This window comes from Paenibacillus sp. UNC217MF, from assembly GCF_000686865.1.
In the GTDB taxonomy this organism is placed as follows: Bacteria; Bacillota; Bacilli; order Paenibacillales; family Paenibacillaceae; genus Paenibacillus_B; species Paenibacillus_B suaedae.
This window is the reverse complement of record NZ_KK366027.1, coordinates 13,986-32,473: the sequence shown is the minus strand read 5'-3', so window position 1 is coordinate 32,473 and position 18,488 is coordinate 13,986. Positions and strand designations below refer to the sequence as shown.

Annotated in this window: 20 protein-coding genes and 1 riboswitch; of the genes, 1 reads left to right on the top strand and 19 read right to left on the bottom strand. The window is 44.3% G+C overall.

What is annotated here, in order from left to right:
* Window positions 1-76 precede the first annotated feature (76 nt).
* The 18 genes from BP95_RS0116285 to BP95_RS0116200 form a co-directional block, all read right to left on the bottom strand.
* The gene (locus BP95_RS0116285; RefSeq protein WP_028532737.1) at window positions 77-985 is read right to left on the bottom strand and encodes an ABC transporter ATP-binding protein; all 909 of its coding nucleotides are present in this window, start codon (window positions 983-985) and stop codon (window positions 77-79) included.
* Window positions 985-1,560 (bottom strand): ABC-2 transporter permease, encoded by a 576-nt coding sequence (locus BP95_RS0116280; protein ID WP_155987294.1) that lies wholly within the window; start codon window positions 1,558-1,560, stop codon window positions 985-987. Before BP95_RS0116280 ends, BP95_RS0116285 begins: the two co-directional genes overlap by 1 nt.
* 129 nt (window positions 1,561-1,689) lie before the next feature.
* Window positions 1,690-1,857, bottom strand: a complete 168-nt coding sequence (locus tag BP95_RS33145; protein ID WP_021252407.1) for a hypothetical protein — start codon at window positions 1,855-1,857, stop codon at window positions 1,690-1,692.
* Complete coding sequence (locus BP95_RS0116270) at window positions 1,845-3,170, bottom strand: hypothetical protein (protein ID WP_021252408.1); 1,326 nt, start codon at window positions 3,168-3,170, stop codon at window positions 1,845-1,847. Before BP95_RS0116270 ends, BP95_RS33145 begins: the two co-directional genes overlap by 13 nt.
* Window positions 3,171-3,190: 20 nt before the next feature.
* Window positions 3,191-3,850: an ATP-binding cassette domain-containing protein gene (locus BP95_RS0116265; RefSeq protein ID WP_021252409.1), complete on the bottom strand. Its 660-nt coding sequence runs from the start codon at window positions 3,848-3,850 to the stop codon at window positions 3,191-3,193.
* Between the two features lie 224 nt (window positions 3,851-4,074).
* The gene (locus BP95_RS0116260; RefSeq protein WP_021252410.1) at window positions 4,075-4,278 is read right to left on the bottom strand and encodes a hypothetical protein; all 204 of its coding nucleotides are present in this window, start codon (window positions 4,276-4,278) and stop codon (window positions 4,075-4,077) included.
* Window positions 4,279-4,422: 144 nt separating this feature from the next.
* Complete coding sequence (locus tag BP95_RS0116255; RefSeq protein ID WP_021252411.1) at window positions 4,423-5,031, bottom strand: helix-turn-helix transcriptional regulator; 609 nt, start codon at window positions 5,029-5,031, stop codon at window positions 4,423-4,425.
* Window positions 5,032-5,267: 236 nt separating this feature from the next.
* On the bottom strand, window positions 5,268-6,071 hold the full coding sequence (fadH, locus tag BP95_RS0116250) for a 2,4-dienoyl-CoA reductase (protein WP_021252412.1): 804 nt from the start codon (window positions 6,069-6,071) through the stop codon (window positions 5,268-5,270).
* 196 nt (window positions 6,072-6,267) lie between these two features.
* Window positions 6,268-7,326, bottom strand: a complete 1,059-nt coding sequence (locus BP95_RS0116245; protein WP_021252413.1) for a right-handed parallel beta-helix repeat-containing protein — start codon at window positions 7,324-7,326, stop codon at window positions 6,268-6,270.
* A 100-nt stretch (window positions 7,327-7,426) separates the two neighbouring features.
* On the bottom strand, window positions 7,427-7,975 hold the full coding sequence (locus BP95_RS0116240) for a GNAT family N-acetyltransferase (protein ID WP_021252414.1): 549 nt from the start codon (window positions 7,973-7,975) through the stop codon (window positions 7,427-7,429).
* A gap of 194 nt (window positions 7,976-8,169) precedes the next feature.
* The gene (locus BP95_RS0116235; RefSeq protein ID WP_021252415.1) at window positions 8,170-8,601 is read right to left on the bottom strand and encodes a GNAT family N-acetyltransferase; all 432 of its coding nucleotides are present in this window, start codon (window positions 8,599-8,601) and stop codon (window positions 8,170-8,172) included.
* 160 nt (window positions 8,602-8,761) lie between these two features.
* A complete protein-coding gene (fabG, locus tag BP95_RS0116230) occupies window positions 8,762-9,541 on the bottom strand; it encodes a 3-oxoacyl-ACP reductase FabG (RefSeq protein WP_028532735.1) in 780 nt (259 codons plus the stop codon).
* Window positions 9,542-9,690: 149 nt separating this feature from the next.
* Window positions 9,691-10,827 carry an FtsW/RodA/SpoVE family cell cycle protein gene (locus tag BP95_RS0116225; protein ID WP_021252417.1) on the bottom strand — a complete coding sequence of 379 codons (1,137 nt, stop codon included), beginning with the start codon at window positions 10,825-10,827 and terminating at the stop codon, window positions 9,691-9,693.
* 4 nt (window positions 10,828-10,831) lie between these two features.
* Window positions 10,832-11,977, bottom strand: coding sequence for a putative lipid II flippase FtsW (gene ftsW, locus BP95_RS0116220; protein ID WP_028532733.1), 1,146 nt, complete (start codon window positions 11,975-11,977; stop codon window positions 10,832-10,834).
* A 38-nt stretch (window positions 11,978-12,015) separates the two neighbouring features.
* Window positions 12,016-12,981 carry an LCP family protein gene (locus tag BP95_RS0116215; protein ID WP_028532732.1) on the bottom strand — a complete coding sequence of 322 codons (966 nt, stop codon included), beginning with the start codon at window positions 12,979-12,981 and terminating at the stop codon, window positions 12,016-12,018.
* Window positions 12,982-13,005: 24 nt separating this feature from the next.
* Window positions 13,006-13,560 carry an FG-GAP repeat domain-containing protein gene (locus BP95_RS0116210; RefSeq protein WP_021252420.1) on the bottom strand — a complete coding sequence of 185 codons (555 nt, stop codon included), beginning with the start codon at window positions 13,558-13,560 and terminating at the stop codon, window positions 13,006-13,008.
* Between the two features lie 82 nt (window positions 13,561-13,642).
* Window positions 13,643-15,052 (bottom strand): sensor histidine kinase, encoded by a 1,410-nt coding sequence (locus BP95_RS0116205; protein ID WP_036667228.1) that lies wholly within the window; start codon window positions 15,050-15,052, stop codon window positions 13,643-13,645.
* Window positions 15,052-15,783, bottom strand: coding sequence for a response regulator transcription factor (locus tag BP95_RS0116200; RefSeq protein ID WP_021252422.1), 732 nt, complete (start codon window positions 15,781-15,783; stop codon window positions 15,052-15,054). Before BP95_RS0116200 ends, BP95_RS0116205 begins: the two co-directional genes overlap by 1 nt.
* A 153-nt stretch (window positions 15,784-15,936) precedes the next feature.
* Window positions 15,937-16,109, bottom strand: a riboswitch (M-box (ykoK) riboswitch).
* 235 nt (window positions 16,110-16,344) lie between these two features.
* Between BP95_RS0116200 and BP95_RS0116190 the strand changes: the two genes are divergently transcribed.
* Window positions 16,345-17,694: a lytic polysaccharide monooxygenase gene (locus BP95_RS0116190; protein WP_442952333.1), complete on the top strand. Its 1,350-nt coding sequence runs from the start codon at window positions 16,345-16,347 to the stop codon at window positions 17,692-17,694.
* A gap of 73 nt (window positions 17,695-17,767) precedes the next feature.
* Here BP95_RS0116190 and BP95_RS32005 read toward each other — a convergent pair whose 3' ends face one another.
* Window positions 17,768-18,415 (bottom strand): winged helix-turn-helix domain-containing protein, encoded by a 648-nt coding sequence (locus BP95_RS32005; RefSeq protein ID WP_021252424.1) that lies wholly within the window; start codon window positions 18,413-18,415, stop codon window positions 17,768-17,770.
* Window positions 18,416-18,488 lie beyond the last annotated feature (73 nt).

Here is an 18,488-nt window from a genome sequence, read left to right as displayed (position 1 = left end):
GTGACACACAAAAAGAAAACAGCAGCATCGCTGATGCTGCCTCTATCCGTTTCACCTGTTTAATTTTTTGCTGCAACTATTTTTCAAAGAAAATATCCTCTAGCGTAACTTGCTTCGGCTCCAATTTATAAAGACGCACTTTGTTGTCCACCAACGTTTGCACGATATCAGGGATGGCTTCCTCATCAGTGATTGTGCAAGTGATTTCCCTTTCTGAAACAGCGAGGTTCTCTGCGATATCGATGAGTTGCTTTTTTATATTTTCCCCCTGCTCGGAAGACAAAGGACTGATTTTGCAGAATAATTCGATATGCTGCTGATATTCCTTTCTTAAGTCTTCCATCGTGCCGTATTTGGTAATGACGCCCCGTTCCATAATGGCGATTCTACTGCATAACATCTCCACTTCGTGGAGATTATGGGAGGTTAAAAAAATCGTCTTGCCTTGGATATGAAGGTTTCGAATGATTTGCTGAATATCGACTGCCGATTCGGGATCTAGTCCAGAAGTAGGTTCATCAAGGAAAATAAGTTCCGGGTCGCCGAGTAACGCTTGCGCTATACCGAGCTTTTTTTTCATGCCAAACGAAAACCCTCTTACCTTGCTTTCTTCATGTCCTCGCAAACCCACGCTTCCCAAGAGCTCAACGAGTTCATCCCGTTTCAATTTTGTTCGTTTCAATTCAGAAAAATAAATCAGGTGCCCAAGTGCGGTCATGTCATAATAATAATTAGCCGCATCCGGCATAACGCCAATCTTGCTTTTGATTTCGTTAATCCGGGCATGATTCTCCCCCAGTATATGAATACTGCCTTCCGTCGGACGAACAATACCGGTCAGCATATTGATAGTCGTTGACTTCCCCGCTCCGTTTTTGCCAAGAAATCCGAACAATTCCCCACGCTTTACTTCAAATGTAACCCCCTTAACGACATATGTATCTTTATATTTCTTTTTCAGACCATGTACCTCGAGCGCATTCATTATAAGTCCTTCCTCCTGAAAATGAAAATGGACACATATACAAACAGGATGGAAATCACGAACGGAAAATAGGACTTCCAGTTCGATTCAATGAGATAAAAATAAGGAGTTGCATATTTAACGAGCTGAGATGCTTGATTTTCCGTAAAAACGCTCCACATTCCAGCGGCTGGTAACAGTAATCCACACAGCAAACTCGCGAAAATCGAATAACTACCTTTGGGAATGATTGTGGATAACAGCATGTTCACTCCGACGGCAAATGAAATAAACACGATTAGTCGAATATATTCTAAAACATAAAGCTGCCCGATACTTAGGAAAATGACTATGAATGAACAGGCCAGACATACTGCCCAAAACAATAAAATGCCGAGATATTTCCCGAAAACGATGGATGTCTTCGGTACTTTAGTCACGACAAATCGAATGGTTTGGCTCTCCACTTCCCGATTAATCGTATCGTGGGAAAGGGTTAAGACAAATAAAAAACCAAGCCCCGTTACAAGGAAACGAATACCTGATACATAGGGATTTGATTCCTCTCCGAACATCAAACCTGGATTATTTTTCACGAAATTCGATATCGAGAAAGCAACGACACAAAACAATAGCACTATCGCAACAGATTTAAAGCTTTTGAATAGCGTCAAAAATTCCCTCTTTGCAATTGCGTACATGCCGGTCAGGCCGCCCCCTTTTCTTTATTTGTCATGATGCTCAACCTGATCTGCGCCTTTCTTTTTTCTGTTCCCCATGAACGCCATAACCAAGCCAACGATCATAATAACGACAAAAATATACTGATAAGGCGTGCTTGAGCGAAACACGATGTAACCAATAAGGCCGATAAGTATAATTAGATGCGCCATGTTATCTCCTCCCTTTTATTTCTTTTTCTGTTTGCCTGCCATCCAAATGCAATAATAATGAACACGTCAATGATTATATGAAAGTTGTAAATGAGAACTAACGCTAACAGGCATAATGCACTGTATAACGCAACTAGTTTCAACCTATGTACTTTTGAAATAGGGGGACTTGCAATACGGAATCGGGTGCCGATCAAATAGCAGAAATTTAAGTAAAGAAGGCTTTTTGCCAATACAATGATTGAAATGTCCATAAGCATGTATCTGTAAATGAAGCCGATTGATCCGAATAAACAGACAAACAGCAGCCCGCAGCTCTGTACGATCCTTCTTTCCACAAATGTGGAAACCGGAAAAAAACGCAGCAGCGAGTGCTTTTCAAGTAGAAAATTCAATCGAATCTCACTGAAGAAGTAAATACTCATAATATAGGCCATTACCATGAAGTTTATCGAGCTGTTCGTGTCCTCTCGCAGCATATAGCTAAACGTAGAATATGCTACGGTCAATGATGCGATAAGAGCATACTTCGATAAAATTTGAATATTTCGTACGTAAGCCAATAATTGATATCCCATAAGCGATTTCCATTGCGAAGGCATGACATAGATGTGGGAGAGCTTAGACATTGAACGGCTTAACCGAATTACGGCAGCGGGGACAGACTTTTTTTGAGCTACTAGCAATTTGGACACAATGATGGGGCAAATGATGGCGGTCAACACAAATCCAGATATTATTATTATATCGAAATAATGGATGAAAATCACCTGTATGTGATACTGAAGTTGTTTTGCATTGCTGACGAGTAAGCTGATAACCAGCAAAAGAACCGGAAACGCAAAATGATAAAGAAATTTTTCTTTATAAAATATGTAAACATACTCAATCGTCTGAGCTATAAAGAGCATGATGAACAGCCTTGTAAACAAAATCAGCACGTCTACCCACGCAACCTGGCACAAAAGAAAAACAAGAATGAAAACTGCATATAACAGCATTTGATCAAGATTTAAAACTTTGCATACATAATTCATCCTAATAATAAGTGCTTTTCTTAGAGGTGTCGTCTTTAGAAACGAAAACAAGTGGCCCATGTTCCCTTTTTTCGGGTCTTCCATAAAAATTGCAATGACGTGCAAAAAGAAAAGTATGGAAGGAATGGATTTCAAAACAAGCTCTGTATCTGTTACATACAATAAGGCTACGAACGCCAATCCACCTGCAATTAGAGCGCTGATAATCGACAGCGCCCACGAAAACGAATACCCAAGTATTCTCGAATAAAGCTGCCGATATTCCTTCATTAACATAACGTCTCTGTCCTCACTCGCTATTTGGCTATCTGCATAATCTGATTGTTCTCTATCCGGTACACAACTGTAGATACTGCTTCGAGCAAGTCTTGCAAATGAGTCGTAAATAATACAGACCTATTATTCCTAGCACGTTCTTGAAATAGACTGATCACGGCTTCCACTGAAGATTGATCAAGTCCCTCAAATATCTCATCACATATCAATAATGCAGGATCATATAATAACGCGCCTAGAAGCAGGGCTTTCTTTTTCGTTCCAAAAGACAATTCCTTCATTAACCGTTCAAGATGGGATTCTATTCCTAACTGTACAGAAAGCTCACTGGCGTAAAGCAGCGTTTCTTTTTCTGGCAACTGATAAACAGCGATTATGAATCGATAATATTCCAGGGGAGTCAGCAAGTCGCATAGGTCATGACCGTCAGACGGGATATAGGCGGAGTGCAGCCTAATCTGTTCACGATTGTTCAAATGGTGACCGGCAATCGTAACTTCTCCGTCATCGAACGGTTCATAACCTAATATGCATTTTAAAAATATGGTCTTCCCCATCCCATTCTTGCCGACGAGAGCGCAAATTTCTCCCGAGTGGATTTGAAGGTTTACGTTTTCGAATAACGATTGCTTTTGAAATGCCTTGGATAAATTAGAAACTTCTAAAGTAGAATGTGGCATATTTGAATTCTTCCTCAATATAATGTAATATGTGGTGACGGCAGCAAATATAGGTTGTCGGCAAATCGGATTTCAATACCAGGCAAAAGGAAGCAACCGGCAAGTTATTCCTTCTGCGGCATACCCGCTTAGCATGTGATGATGAACAAGTATCGATGACGCCTCTTCTTTTCTTGAACCGGCGATGATTGGTGCGAATCGTAGCGTGCTAAGCGATTTCTTTATTACAGCCCCAAAATGCGTGCAATAGCTTCCAACACGGACTGGCCGAAACCGGACAAGTAGTTCACCAGAGCATCGAATCCGTTCATAATTGCCTCAACGATCGCCGATCCTGCAATGTACTCAATTGCTTTCTTCGCCCAACTGCTGAGACCATTCCATCTATCAATCAAAAACCGAGCAATTCTTCTAACCAGAGCACCCATTTAAAAATCCCTCCATTTTCATAGTTTCAACCTATATTTGCTGCCTACCTCAAATATAAGGGTTACTATCCCGAAAATGGAATTAGGTGGAAAACGAATTTTTTGCTTCGGTATCCCGCAACAGTCTCTTCGGTATTACAACTTTTACTGATGAATGTTTCTACTCTTCATCATCTCAATACATTCCCCTCTTGAACGGACGCCCAGCTTTTCATAGATTCGCCTCAAGTAATTCTCGACGGTTCTGGTACTTACAAAAAGCTGTTTTGCAATTTGCATATTCGTAAATTTGCGGAGGACAAAAGACAAGATACGTTGTTCATGCACGGTCAGTGCTGTCATGCGGTCATTGGGAGAGTATAGTTGGGTTATGCTGGAGATGGGGACAATCGTTTCCCCATGCATAACTGTACTTATCATTCTGGTAATCTGATTCTTTTTCGATTTCCTAGGAAGAATACCGCTTAAACCCAGCTCTGACATGTGATAAAATGAGATATGATCTGAAAGTACAACGATTTTCGATGTGGGTAGAGTTTTATTTATGGTCGAAATGATGTCCAATTGATTATCGAATTCTTCCATAGCCACTAGCGCCACATCTATATTGACATTTGGCAATTGGTCAAATGCCGATTTATCAAGATCCTCCAATAACTTTGCCTCTGTAAGACTGACTCCTTCCACAATTTCTTTTAATGCAGATGCTTTTAAAGGGTGATCGCAAACAATTAACACTTTACAAACATCCACTATAATTGCAACCTCCTTATATCCTATGAATGTAAACACATATAGTGCTATATTAGGAAAATATCTCCATAGATATGGTAGTCCACTATCCTTCTTCTGTCAACAATATCTCGCTGTACAATTTGTATCATTTCCGATTTATCGTTTCCTGTCATGCATAATTAAAACGACTTCCTCATAAAGAAGTCGTTTTAATTATGTCCTCGTAATACTCATCATCAGAACGGTATGCTGTCTTACATTGCTCCAGTACGTTCCCACTGGTGAAGAAAGCCTTTATCCAGCCAGCTACCGCCGTCCACGGTAATCACGTCACCCGTAATGAAGGAAGAGTAGCGGGAGACCAAGAAAGCTGCGACAGAAGAAATTTCCTCTTTCGTCCCTAATCGCTTCAGTGCAACGTTATCAATTACCGCTTCCTTCATTTGCTCATTGGCCATCAGCTTCTCAATTCCGCCGGTTCCTTCAATCGGGCCTGGTGCGAGACAGTTGATGCGGATTCCGTATTTCCCCCATTCTGAAGCAAGCGTGCGCGACATGGCAATAACTCCAGCCTTCGCGGAAGCGGAATGCACGACTCCTGGACCTCCTGTCCAAGCATAACTGGCAACAATATTAAGAATCGCGCCTCCATTACCAGCCGCAATCATTTGTTTTCCAACTGCCTGACTGCAGTACCATGTTCCGTTAAGTACGATATTCTCCACTGCGTTCCAGCCATTCACGGTCAAATCCTCGGCCCTGCACACGAAATTGCCTGCCGCATTATTCACGAGAATGTCAATGCCGCCCCATGTCTGTACCGTTTCATGCACCATGGCTTGCACCGTTTCGGGATCACGTACATCGCACTCATATGCCTTTGCCTTTCCTCCATGCGATGTGATTTCTTCTACGACTGGACGCAATCGTTCCATGCTCCTACCACAAATCATGACTGAAGCTCCAAGACGAGCAAAGTAGAATGCCATATCCTTCCCCATCCCGGATGATCCTCCCGTAATTATAGCCACTTTACCCTGCAAAAGATCTTGCTCCATTTCTGCGTTCCCCCTTATTTGCTTCATCGCACACAGGTTTCTGCTTCCATTCTGAGCAGATCGGAAATGAGGCATCACACTAGGGAGTTCGCAATCCTATCCGATCGTCACCTTGTTGATATTATGCAAGCGAATACAATACATAATTTTACATTTACCATACCACACGTATTTATATCTGTAAACGCTCTCCCACTTATTTCATTTGAACATCGGTTACATGTACAGTTATATTGCCTCTATACATATTCCCAGCGGGGGATCGAACCGTATTGGCTGCTTGAGCACTTGAATGATTATATGCAGCAATGACGTAGGCATCTGCATTATCCATGTACACGGTGTTATTCATGAATTGATTGTTGATTCCCCATCCGGTTACAACCTCATGGAGCTGGAAAGCATCTACGATCACATTGTTGTTGCCCTGATATCCCACATTATTGCGTATGATGGCATCATTGCCCTTCACATCGATAAAGCTGTCCGCATAGTTCGCCCCACTGATTCCCTCGCCGTAAAATGTGCAATTTTCCACAATAGTTCCGATTGTTCTTTCCTTAATATCAACATGTTCAGCAGTGACATGAGGGCCGAATCCAACATTGCGTATGGTGTTGTAGTGCGTCTCTTGATTGTAGCCAGCCCCTTCAGCAGAACCCACGTATACACCTTCCCCATATCCAGGAGACGTTCTTCCTGTGTGATGGATGCTTGAGTTCTGTATCGTGTTGTATGAGCTGCCATCTCGGAAATGCACACCCTCCATGCCTGTATTGTACACTTCTACATCGCTGATGAGCGAATAATTGGAATGATCCAGGATGATACCCTTCTGTGCATTCGTAAATTTGAGATTGCGTATCTCCCAATAATCGCCTCGTACCCGTAGGGCATATCCCGATGAGGTTGAAGTTCCGGATAGTACAGCAGGATTGCCAGAATCAGCACTGCGAATTACAATAGGCTGGCCAGATGATCCATTAATGTCTGAGGAAAAACTACCCGTATATGTTCCCGGCGCAAGCACGATAGAGCTCCCTGGACTAACACTCTTCAATGCCTTGGATAAACAGGATGCCGTATTGCAAGTTATCTCCTTCACATCAATTCTGATGCTTGCTGATAATGGTTCCCCAGCACTACTGCTCCAAGCAAAAGCTTGGGTTGGTACTGAGCTAATTACTAGTAACAAAATCAGACCATACATCCATCCTCGTTGTGATCGCAACGTACACAGATCAGCTATTCGCATCCCCATTCCTCCTCATCGTATTGATACTTAAATATACTTTTCTGACAGAGGGTTCATACGATACAATTTACAATTGCAGCAGTTATAGCTATCGTGGATGTTATTCAGCTGAAAATCGTGCCATTACGATCGTGTTATAATAATGACCGTCTGACAAGAGCTTATCCTTTTTTAAAATTCCTTCTACCTCAAAGCCAAGCTTTTTGTAAAGGCGAATCGCACTTTCATTCGTTTCCAGCACATTCAACGTAATTTTCTTAATCCCGTTGGCTTCTGCCCATGCAATCGACTGCTGCATCAGGTTTTTGCCAATGCCGTATCCCCAATATTCTTTCAATACACATACTCCAAATTCAACTTTATGTGAGAATCGTTTCAAATAAGTTCCCGCGCATCTCGAAAATCCGACGATACGATTCTGCATAACAGCAACGAGAAACAAATTTCTTGAGCTCTCGGAGTCCGATTTGATTATCTGTTCGAATCCGCTGACATCGATGAAGGCCTCTCCTTGTTCGCGATCCATATTTTCGGTCTCCCCGTCAATTTGCATTCTTACTATAGATAACGCTGTCGCGTCGCTGTTCACCGCAGATCGAATCGTATAACTAAGACCGTTGACGTTGAATTCTCTATCATCTATTATCATTTCATATAATCCTCCTTGAAACCAGGTTACCGGAAAGCTAGAACCAAGCGTACTTTCTAAACAAAACAAACAAGGATGAGTCTTTAAGCTAGGGAAATGACCCTTTCTGGACTCATCCTTTTATAAAATCTATTTCCTATCGCTTCTTAAATGGAGTACTTGCGTATTCTCCGCCAAATGATTACCTCGTCATACTATTTTGACAGCTTCAAATGCAAGATCGGATAAGGGCGTCCGCTACTATCCGTTTGCGATTCGTCTACGATCGAGAATCCATTTTTCAGATAATACATTTTTGCACGCTCATTATCTGTATTGACATCAACTGAATTTACCCCAAACTCCTTGATAAGCAATTGAATGATTTGTGTTCCGTACCCTTTTCCGAACTCGTCGGGATCTAAAAACAACATCTCCAAATGATTCTCATTGGTACCCGAAAAGCCGACGAAAGAGCCTTCAACAAACCAAAGACGCACATCAAGATGAGGAAAATACAAAGGGATTTCTTTACGAATTTCCAGCTTATCTTCAAGTTTCAAAAAATGATGGGTAGCGGTTACGGATCTATCCCACAAATTCAAAATGAGCTCATGATCATTTACTGTTGCTTTTCTGTTTTTCATAATAACAATCCTCCTATTTTTTCATCACGCTCCTTTCATACGATTTATTAACGATCTTAATTACACAGCTCCAATCCATGTAAGACATCATCATATTCTCCCTTTGCCGTTCTAATCGGTTATTACAAAAGAACCTGCCTGTTTTCAATCATTTTATGTATCAGTTCTGCCCCATCGCTTCCAGACTCTCTGGAAGAAGCTGACCGCCATCAACGATGATGGTTTGGCCCGTAATATAACCTGCCTCCCTCGAAGCCAAAAAAAGAGCGGCGTAGGCGATATCTTCGACGCTTCCAAGCCGCTTGAGCGGAACGGACGCTGTCATCGTGTTCAGATAATGATCCCCAAGACCTTCCAAGCCTTCCGTCATGATGTTACCAGGCATGACAGCGTTAATTGTAATATTGTAACGCGCTAGCTCGAGCGCCGCACTGCGCATGAATCCAAGCTGAGCGGCTTTGCTCGCGCCGTAGTGCGACCATCCGACATAACCGGTGGCCGGTCCCGTAATGGAAGAGGTAACAATAATCCGGCCATACTCCGCTTTCTTCAAAAAAGGCAGGCAGGCTTGAAGGGAAAACAGCGTCCCGCGTGCATTCGTGTTCATCACCTGATCCCAATGCTCTCCGGTCATCTCCTCAATCGTTGCATTCGGAAAAATACCAGCATTGGCACAAAGCACGTCAATCCCCCCGAAAGTACTTGCCGTTTCGCTCGCAACGCTCTTCATCGATTCCAAATCGGCGACATTGCCTTCGAAGGCATGAGCAACGCCTCCGTTCTCTCGGATTTCAGTTGCGGTTTCCTCCGCTTTCGTCAGGCTGCGTGCGACAACTGCGACTTTCGCACCCTTTGCGGCGAATGTTCTCGCAATTCCTTTACCGATTCCTTTGCTTGCTCCAGTCACAACGACCGTCTTATCCTTCAGTGGCGTCAGCATGTAAAAGCGCTCCTATCCCCTGTAATATGTGCTACAATATCCCAGTACTTAGATTCCTTATTATCGTACTACATATCCAATTGTGGAGACAACTTGAGTTATAAACGCTTGAACGCTCATAAAATCCTCTGAAGTTTGAGCCCTGCTTCTTATGCAGTAATTTGCAGAGGGATGGTATCCCGATGAACATGTACACTCATGACCAAGCCAATCGTAAGCATGTTCGTAAGCAAGGAGCTTCCACCGTAACTAATGAACGGCAATGATAGCCCGGTTAGAGGGACAAGTCCGATGTGCATGCCTATATTCACGAACACCTGGAAGACGATCATGCCTACTAATCCAATTACGAGATAGCCTCCAGCCAGGTTCATGCTCATATTTGCAATGAGGACAATTCGATAGATAAGCATGAAGTACAGCAGAAGCAAGATGGAAGACCCGATAAACCCGTACTTTTCCCCAATAACAACATAGATGGAATCCGAATACGCATACGGAATGAAGCCCCGATCCATGTAAAATCCTTCACTTCCGCTTAGTCCGCCTGTCCCTATGGCACTCATTGCATTTTTCACATGCCATGACTTATCAGGGTCGCTGGTTGGATCAAGAAAGGTCTGAATCCTCGACATCTGATGCGGCTTTACAAGTTTGGCCAGCAAATCATGATCCACGAAATAGAGCCAGCAGATCGTTCCAACCGCAATTGCGATCACGGAGAGGCAAATGATCATGTAAGTCGCCTTCACATTTCCCATCCACAACATACTTATCATCACGGCGATAAATACGAGTGCGGTGCCTAAGTCCGGCTGCTTCATGATGATTACTGTGGGCAAGAGAAATACTGCGGCAAGTGGCAGGATGTCCTGTACGAAGCGAAGCTGATCCCCTCCCCGCTTCTGCAGCAGATGAGCCGCCAGCAATACTGTAGCAATCTTCATCATCTCTGACGGCTGCAGTTGGAAGCTTCCAATACTAACCCAGCGAACTGCTCCATTAATATTCTCCCCCTTGAACATGACGAGCAAGAGCAGCACAATACCTAATCCATACCATACATAGGATAGCTTCCCAACTAATATATTGTAGTCAATTGTTGCTAGAATCAGCATCGGGACACAGAATACGCCGAACAAGATGAGATTGTTAATATGAATGCCATGCAGCTTCGTATTTATCGTTGCCTCATACACGGCTAACGTACCAATAGCTACGAGACATCCGACGATAACGAGAGTCAGCTTGTCAACCTTACTAAGTTTACGCAAAAATATGATCATAGGTCTATTCCTTATGAATTCCTTTCCGACCGCTGCCTTGCAGCTGCTGTCTTCGATAATTATCACGAGAAATGCTAAGAATAATGCCCGTACTTGCCATACATAGAATTAAGGAGGAGCCTCCATAACTGACAAAGGGAAGCGGAACTCCAGTAATGGGAAGTAGACCGGTCACTGCTCCTAAGTTAAGCATGAACTGAATAAAGATCATACTGACGATTCCGGTACCTAGCATAATCGCAAATGGATCATCACTCCTCAGCGCAGACATGAAGCCTCTGACAACTAGGACAAAGAAAACGAATACAACCAGACATGAGCCAAGAAAGCCGAATTCTTCTCCGATGACCGCAAATATAAAATCCGTATGCGCTTCAGGTAAATAGAACAGCTTCTGAATTCCGTGACCAAATCCGGTTCCTGTTACACCACCATGTGCTAATGCATATATGGATTGAATCAGTTGATAGCCTGAACCCTGTTGGTCATCATACGGATTTATAAATGAAGCAATCCGTTGCAAGCGATAGCTCTGACTGAATGCCAAGAAGAAGAGGACAGGGAGAGCTGCAAGAAATAATACGGCTAGTTGACGCATATGTACACCGCCCACAATCATGACGGTAAGACAGATGAAGAGCATCATAAGCACTGCTCCGAAATCGGGCTGCTTCATAATGAGCAAGGAAATGAAGCTGACGACAATGAGAATAGGCAGCAGGCCTTTCTTGAAGCTTCGAATGCGTTCTCCCTTGTTACTGATAAGTGATGATATGTACATAATGAGGGCAAGCTTCGTAAATTCCACGGGTTGAAACTGAAATCCGCCCACAACAATCCATCTCCTCGCCCCATTCATACTGCTTCCGGCTGCCATTACGACAATCAGCATCACTACTGATAGCAGCACGAGATAGGGGGCAGTCTTCTTCCAGACACGTATTGGAATATTCATCATCACGAACATACTAAGGAGTCCAATGCAAGCGAACTTGACCTGTCTCGACGTGTAATACCATGGATCCTCATGCTTCAAGCTGCTTAATGCGGAACTAGCACTAAAGATCATAGCCATTCCAAAACATGCGAGCAGCACGACCGAAAGGAGTAAGAGGAAATCAGGTCGTCCTCTTGTGATTGTAGGTTCCATCTCGTATGCCTCCGTTCTTGCACGGGAGAGAATGCAAACTAATGCTTAGATTTTGGCTCCATCAATTGTTCAGCTGTAATAGCAGGATCAAGCCAGTTCGAAATGAGTTCACGCGCATACGCAAGATCCTTCTCGTCCAACTTGTAATACCATATATCATGCATCATCATACCTTCCCCATCTAATGCATAGGTACTGAACTGTGGAATGCTTTCCTTCATGAAAATGGACTTGGCTAGGTCAATCAGATCAGTAGGGGCAATATCTGTTGAGAAGTGATCGCCAGCGATATCGAGTATTTCTGGAATATGGCTGAATTTATCAAGCTGTACCGCCCGTTCTGCAACCGCCTGCAAAAAGATCCGATTGCGCATCATGCGATTCATATCGGAATCCTCGCGGTAGCGTACAAAGTTGAGCGCCTCAAGTCCGTTATAGATTGGCTTGTTCGCTTCAATTCTGAATTTGTCATGATTCCAGTTTTTATTTACGATATCCTCTGTTATCGGTAACTTAATTCCACCTAACGCATCCACGACGTTCTTGAATCCGGTGAAATTGATCGCTGCATAATGGGTAACGGGATGCTCAAGCAGCTGCTCGACACTGTCGATGCTCATCTTCGCCCCGCCAAATGCATAAGCGTGGGCGATTTTGTCTTGCTTGTTTTTACCTACAATCTCGGTGTAGCTATCGCGTGGAACGGATATTAACAGGATCCGATTCTCCTTGCGCCTCACGATGGAGTAGATCATGGAATCGGATCGTCCTACCTCCTTATCCCGCTGATCGATGCCGAGAAGCAGAACTGAAAATGGCTCGTCATGCACTAATGGGTCTTTGATCGTTATCGGCTTATATGTCTCCTCCAGCTTCTTCTCCACTTGATTCGAGAGGAACATGTCAAAAGTCAGGAGGGCAAGTTCCTTGCGCAGTACATATCCCACTGTCAGAACGAACACGAATGACAGCGAGATTACGATCCACTTTTTCTTGATTTTCATAGCTTCTCCTTTCTCTTTCATTCCCTACTTCTCTTGTGACTTCCCAGAATGATCCTCTTCATGGATATCAATTAGCCCGCTGTATGTTTTTTTGTCCCATAGTTTTATATCTTTATCTCTCCAGGTGTACACATCCAGTCCATTTTCTCCGCCACCCATTGTCCAACCCAATATGATTTCCGGCAAGCCGTCCTTGTTGACATCAGCCATACCTGCATAATCCAGTCCGTATCCATAGCCCTTCGTATTCCAGACAATGTTCCACTGCTTATTCTCATATCTGAGTAAGGCTGCTTTACGCATTTTCTCATTACGAACATTCTCTTCGTATACGATAATTGCTTCATCGTGGCCATCCCCATCAAAGTCGCCGTACGATATTCCTGTATTCCCTCCCCCATGCTTCGGGATTAATAATCGGGAACCGTCTGGTAATGCTCGGCGAACAGCAGCTTCATGGATATGACTGGCGGGTATCGGAGACTGAATGAGGTCGATTGGCGCTGCCGGAACACCACAGCCAACTGTCCAGATAAGAACACCCCAAATCAATACCTGCCGCACAATCTGTTTTTTCATTTGCTCACGCCCACTTTCCTTGCCTGTCCGTATTCCATGTACTAGTGTATATTTTCAATTCTATGAAAGGGTTATGAAATCGTTAAATTTCTCTGCCAATCTCGTGATGAATAGGAAGATAGATTCGAACTTCGGTACCAATGCCCTGCTCACTCTTCATCTCAATTCTGCCTTGATGTAGACGAATAATCTCTTCACTAATAGACAATCCCAGACCACTACCCGTCGGACTATTCTTCCCTTTGTAAAATTTCTTCATGACCATGCCCAGTTCATGCTCTTGAATACCGGAGCCTGTATCTCTGACACAAATCACGACTTCATGTTCAGAGGCACGCGCATTCAAATCAATCTCTCCCTGTTCGTTCGTAAATTTAAACGCGTTATCTAATAGGTTAATGAGTACTTGTCTCAGACGGTTCTCGTCAGCAGAGATTATAGGGAGCATAGGATCTGATTGAATATGAAGCTTAATTCCTAAGCGGTCAGCTCTCGGTGAGAGCAATATACCGATCTGTTGAACTAGACGTGGTACATCAACAAGGCTGAATGCTAATTCCAGCCTGCCGGCATCCAGCTTAGAGAAATCCAATAATTCATCTACCAATAGGGATAGGCGATCGGTCTCGGATTCAATAATATCCAGTCCTTCCGTTACTAACTCATCTTCACGTGTTCCACCTGCTTTCAACGTGACAGCCCATCCCTTAATATTCGTTAACGGGGTTCGAATCTCGTGCGAGACAGAGGAGATAAATTCATTCTTAAGCTGCTCATTGCGGCTAATTCGGGAAGCCATTGCATTCATCGTGTCTGCTAGTGTGCCTAATTCATCCCGGTACATCTTTTTCGCGCGGATTGAGAAATTGCCATCTGCCATGACTTCCGCTGCTTTTTTTAATTCGCGGATAGGCCCCGTAATGGTTCGAGATAGAAAAATACTAAGTATAGCTACAATGGCAACAACAAGTACTCCAGCCAATATGAACAAGATGGAAATATAGCGGACAGCATCGATTGTACCGGTCAGTGAGCTAATAAAGCGGACAATTCCAACAGTCTTGCCTTCGGATTGGAGCGGATAGGATACCGAAACAATATGCTCATTGGTGTCATCGACAAAACCGCGCCAAGTGCCTACCTCTCCATCAGCAGCTTGCTGTACATCGGTGTAATGAATGATCTCTTTGCCTGCATTCGTACCATATGAATCTTGAATGATGTGTCCAGCAGCATCCATGATCTGCACCTGTGCAGAAGTATGTTGGGAGAAAGCTCGTACGAGCTTCTCCGATTGTTCCGTTACTTCTTCCTCAGCAAAATATTGCTGGAAAAAGGCGGCTGAGACCTCCGCCTGATTGATGAGCGCTCGTTCTACATTGTAGTGATAATAATAGTTCACTGACGTAATCAAGATGACTTCTAAGATGCATACCGTTGTTAATATAACAGCTAAATAGCTGCCTACTAATCTCTGCTGGATACCTATCATTATTCGCCTCTCTTCCAGCGGTAGCCCATCCCCCATACCGTCTCAATTCGTCTTGGATTCGAGCTATCGTCCTCAATCTTCTCCCGCAGCTTGCGAACGTGCACATCGACGGTCTTCGGGTCACCGACAAAATCCTCTCCCCAAGCTAAATTCAATAATTCATCGCGCGATAATGCCTTGTCGGGATGTTCAAGAAATGCCTTAATCATGCCATACTCCTTCGGAGTCATCTCGATCCTCATCCCGTGCTTACATACTTTATTCGCATCCTTATCTAAGGTAATTGGCCCTGACTCAATTATTCTACTGGAAACAAGTGAGGACTGATTTGAGCGCCGCAATACCGTGTTGATTCTTGCGACAAGTTCCAGCGGGTTGAACGGCTTCACGATATAATCATCTGCACCGAGCTCTAACCCTTTAATTTTGTCGAAATCCTGTCCCTTCGCTGTCAGGAAGATGATGACCACTTCGGAATCCACATCTCTGATTTGCCGGCATATCTCGAAGCCTTCCATATCAGGCAGCATTATATCGAGAATGACAGCATCTGGTCGATTCGTTGTAAATTGCATCATTGCCTCACTGCCCATCGCAGCTTCACTCACTTGAAAGCCGTTCCGCTCCAAATTAATCGAAATAAAACGCCGTATATGATGGTCATCCTCTACCACGAGCACGTGATTGCGGATGGCTCCCTTTACTTCCATTGTGTTTTCCAATTTGTTCATCTCAGCTTATCCTCCTTAGGTAACGATACGGACGTAATTGTTGATTGCTCTTACGCGATAGTATGGTGCCAAACATAGCAAAAAGCCCTCCCTACCAAATGGGAGAGCTAGTATTGAGAATAGTTGCTGCAGCTGAGCATAATTCAAATAAGCTTCATTCCCCCTGGTACAGTTTTGGCACTATACAACGTAAAGAAGCTTGCCGCTTCTTAGCCACATTATGAAAAGCCTTAATCCGGCAATCCCTGTTCTACCCATTGGCATCTCTCGATGTTTCCGGGCAGTGGCCTGTATTCGTATAGGAGCCTCACCTAACGAGGACATATTCATCTTCCTGCATCTTACCTTCAATGTCCGAAACTGTCAATGAAGCGATCGGACAAGCTTCCATATTGGATGGATCTCGATTTAGAACAGCCAAAGAATGAGGCTGCACTTGATTCGAAGGGAGTTTCGATCACATTTAAAAAATTTTCTTCTCATCATCCTCATAGTTAAAGCGTATACATTTTTCTGTGTTCTGACACTAGATGTAAAATTATGCTCATTTGAAGGAGGAATATGATTTTGACAGTAACGTGTACATGGAACGCAGGAATGCGCAAATGGTTGGTTACAGGTGGAATCATGCTCGCGATGTTCGTTGTCACGCTCTTGTTCTCGGGGACTGTATTGGCGCACGGTTACATTGACTCTCCCAGCAGCCGAGCTGATCTGTGCGCGAAGAAGGTGAACAAGAACTGCGGATTTATCATTTATGAACCGCAAAGCTTGGAAGCATATAAGGGGTTTCCAGCCGCAGGGCCGGCTGATGGCAAAATCGCCAGTGCTAACGGTGCATTTCCAGAGCTTGATCAACAATCGGCAACGCGCTGGAGCAAGGTGAACATTACCCCGGGAACGACTACGTTCCATTGGACGATTGAAGCTAACCACGCTACAACTAGCTGGAAATATTATATTACGAAGCAGGATTGGAATCCGAATGCGCCGCTTAGCCGCGCCTCCTTCGACTTGACTCCGTTCTGCAACGTGGATTATAAAGGCAAGCAGCCTCCGCATTCTTACTCCGACACGTGCAAGGTTCCAAGCCGGACGGGATACCAAGTAATCCTTGCCGTGTGGGAAATTGCAGACACCGCAAACGCGTTCTATAATGTCATCGATGTGGACTTTGGCGGCGGTTCCCCTGTCGATCCGACCCCGCCTACGGCACCATCGAATCTTGCCGTATCGAACGTTACGGCGTATACCGCCAAATTATCTTGGAATGCTTCCACCGACAACGTAGGCGTAACGGGGTATAACATTTATAAAGATTCCACACTCGTTGGATCAACGAATGGAAGCACTTTAGCATACGCGCTAACGGGACTAACGCCGAATACAACCTATACGTATACGGTGCGGGCCGTCGATGCCGCAGGCAATGAATCCACTAACAGTAACGCCGTATCCTTCAAGACGTCAGCACCGCAGCCGGATACGGAGCCGCCAACTGCCCCATCCCAATTAACCGCTTCGAATATTACTGCTACGAGTGTGAAGCTGTCTTGGACAGCATCAACGGACAATGTGGGCGTGGCTGGATACCGTGTTTATAGCGGATCGACCTTGGTGGCTACCACAAATGGGGTGACGCATACGGTGACCGAGCTTACGGCGAATACCGCTTACACATTCACGGTCATTGCTTATGATGCCGCCGGCAATGTGTCGCCGAGCAGCAATGCTGTAAGCGTCACAACAGCGCCTGCCCCAACGGCCACACCGTGGGCAGCCAATACCTCCTATGCGGCTGGCGCGCTCGTAACTTATAACGGTAAAACCTATGCGGCGCTTGTTGCTCATACGTCTCTTGTGGGATGGGAGCCGCCAAATGTTCCAGCTCTCTGGCTGTTGAAATCGTAATTTGCTATCTATTTTAAGGTAGCGTAGACAGGAGCCCCTGATTCGTCAGGGGCCTGTTATCGTATACCATTCTTCATGCTTCTCTGGATTGGTGAAGTACATATCCTCTGCCTCTAAGATGCTGCAGAATGGTCGGATGACTTGGGTCTGCTTCAATTTTTTCGCGAACTTTCTTGATGTAAATGTAGAGTACACCCTCGGAGGTATCCAACTGATCCGCAAGCTCCTGCGCTGATATTGGTTGTTCGTCTTGATGTACCAAATGATAGAGCAGCTTGAATTCCAGAGTCGATAAGACCTGTTCTTCTCCCTGCTTCTGTATGGAGTGATTTCCGATGTGAAATAGAGTGTGCTTATCACCCAGCATAACTGCTCCATCAATCTCTTTCGCTTGACTCCCCGTGATCGGCTCCTCCACGATGTCTACACCCAGCATTCCAGATATGGATTGTTCCCACATCATGATCTTCTTCAAGGTGTCCTTCTCATCTGGATTCACGATCATGATAGGCACCTTAGTCTCTGTCATCATGCGGGTGAAGCAAGTGTCATCCTCGATTTGATTCGAATCTAATAAGAATATGCTGCGGGTGGTTGCCTGGGCAATTGCTTCACGGAATTGGTGGCAGTCCTTAATATGAGTCAGCTTCATTCTGTCGTCGAATAGATGTCTGACATATGTAAAGAAAAATTGGTTGTTCGTATACACGGATAATTCCATATCGCTTCCCTCTCTTCGTCATTGCCTTGTTCGCATAGAAGCGTCCGGTTCTATTGTATATAGGGAGAGAAGC

Bases quoted from the DNA above. Each gene is read 5' to 3' on its own strand.
- BP95_RS0116285 (WP_028532737.1), bottom strand. From the start codon at position 985: ATGAATGCGCTCGAGGTACATGGTCTGAAAAAGAAATATAAAGATACA.
- BP95_RS33145 (WP_021252407.1), bottom strand. From the start codon at position 1,857: ATGGCGCATCTAATTATACTTATCGGCCTTATTGGTTACATCGTGTTT.
- BP95_RS0116270 (WP_021252408.1), bottom strand. From the start codon at position 3,170: ATGTTAATGAAGGAATATCGGCAGCTTTATTCGAGAATACTTGGGTAT.
- BP95_RS0116265 (WP_021252409.1), bottom strand. From the start codon at position 3,850: ATGCCACATTCTACTTTAGAAGTTTCTAATTTATCCAAGGCATTTCAA.
- BP95_RS0116260 (WP_021252410.1), bottom strand. From the start codon at position 4,278: ATGGGTGCTCTGGTTAGAAGAATTGCTCGGTTTTTGATTGATAGATGG.
- fadH (WP_021252412.1), bottom strand. From the start codon at position 6,071: ATGGAGCAAGATCTTTTGCAGGGTAAAGTGGCTATAATTACGGGAGGA.
- BP95_RS0116245 (WP_021252413.1), bottom strand. From the start codon at position 7,326: ATGCGAATAGCTGATCTGTGTACGTTGCGATCACAACGAGGATGGATG.
- BP95_RS0116240 (WP_021252414.1), bottom strand. From the start codon at position 7,975: ATGATAATAGATGATAGAGAATTCAACGTCAACGGTCTTAGTTATACG.
- BP95_RS0116235 (WP_021252415.1), bottom strand. From the start codon at position 8,601: ATGAAAAACAGAAAAGCAACAGTAAATGATCATGAGCTCATTTTGAAT.
- fabG (WP_028532735.1), bottom strand. From the start codon at position 9,541: ATGCTGACGCCACTGAAGGATAAGACGGTCGTTGTGACTGGAGCAAGC.
- BP95_RS0116225 (WP_021252417.1), bottom strand. From the start codon at position 10,827: ATGATCATATTTTTGCGTAAACTTAGTAAGGTTGACAAGCTGACTCTC.
- ftsW (WP_028532733.1), bottom strand. From the start codon at position 11,977: ATGGAACCTACAATCACAAGAGGACGACCTGATTTCCTCTTACTCCTT.
- BP95_RS0116215 (WP_028532732.1), bottom strand. From the start codon at position 12,981: ATGAAAATCAAGAAAAAGTGGATCGTAATCTCGCTGTCATTCGTGTTC.
- BP95_RS0116210 (WP_021252420.1), bottom strand. From the start codon at position 13,560: ATGAAAAAACAGATTGTGCGGCAGGTATTGATTTGGGGTGTTCTTATC.
- BP95_RS0116205 (WP_036667228.1), bottom strand. From the start codon at position 15,052: ATGATAGGTATCCAGCAGAGATTAGTAGGCAGCTATTTAGCTGTTATA.
- BP95_RS0116200 (WP_021252422.1), bottom strand. From the start codon at position 15,783: ATGAACAAATTGGAAAACACAATGGAAGTAAAGGGAGCCATCCGCAAT.
- BP95_RS0116190 (WP_442952333.1), top strand. From the start codon at position 16,345: ATGATTTTGACAGTAACGTGTACATGGAACGCAGGAATGCGCAAATGG.
- BP95_RS32005 (WP_021252424.1), bottom strand. From the start codon at position 18,415: ATGGAATTATCCGTGTATACGAACAACCAATTTTTCTTTACATATGTC.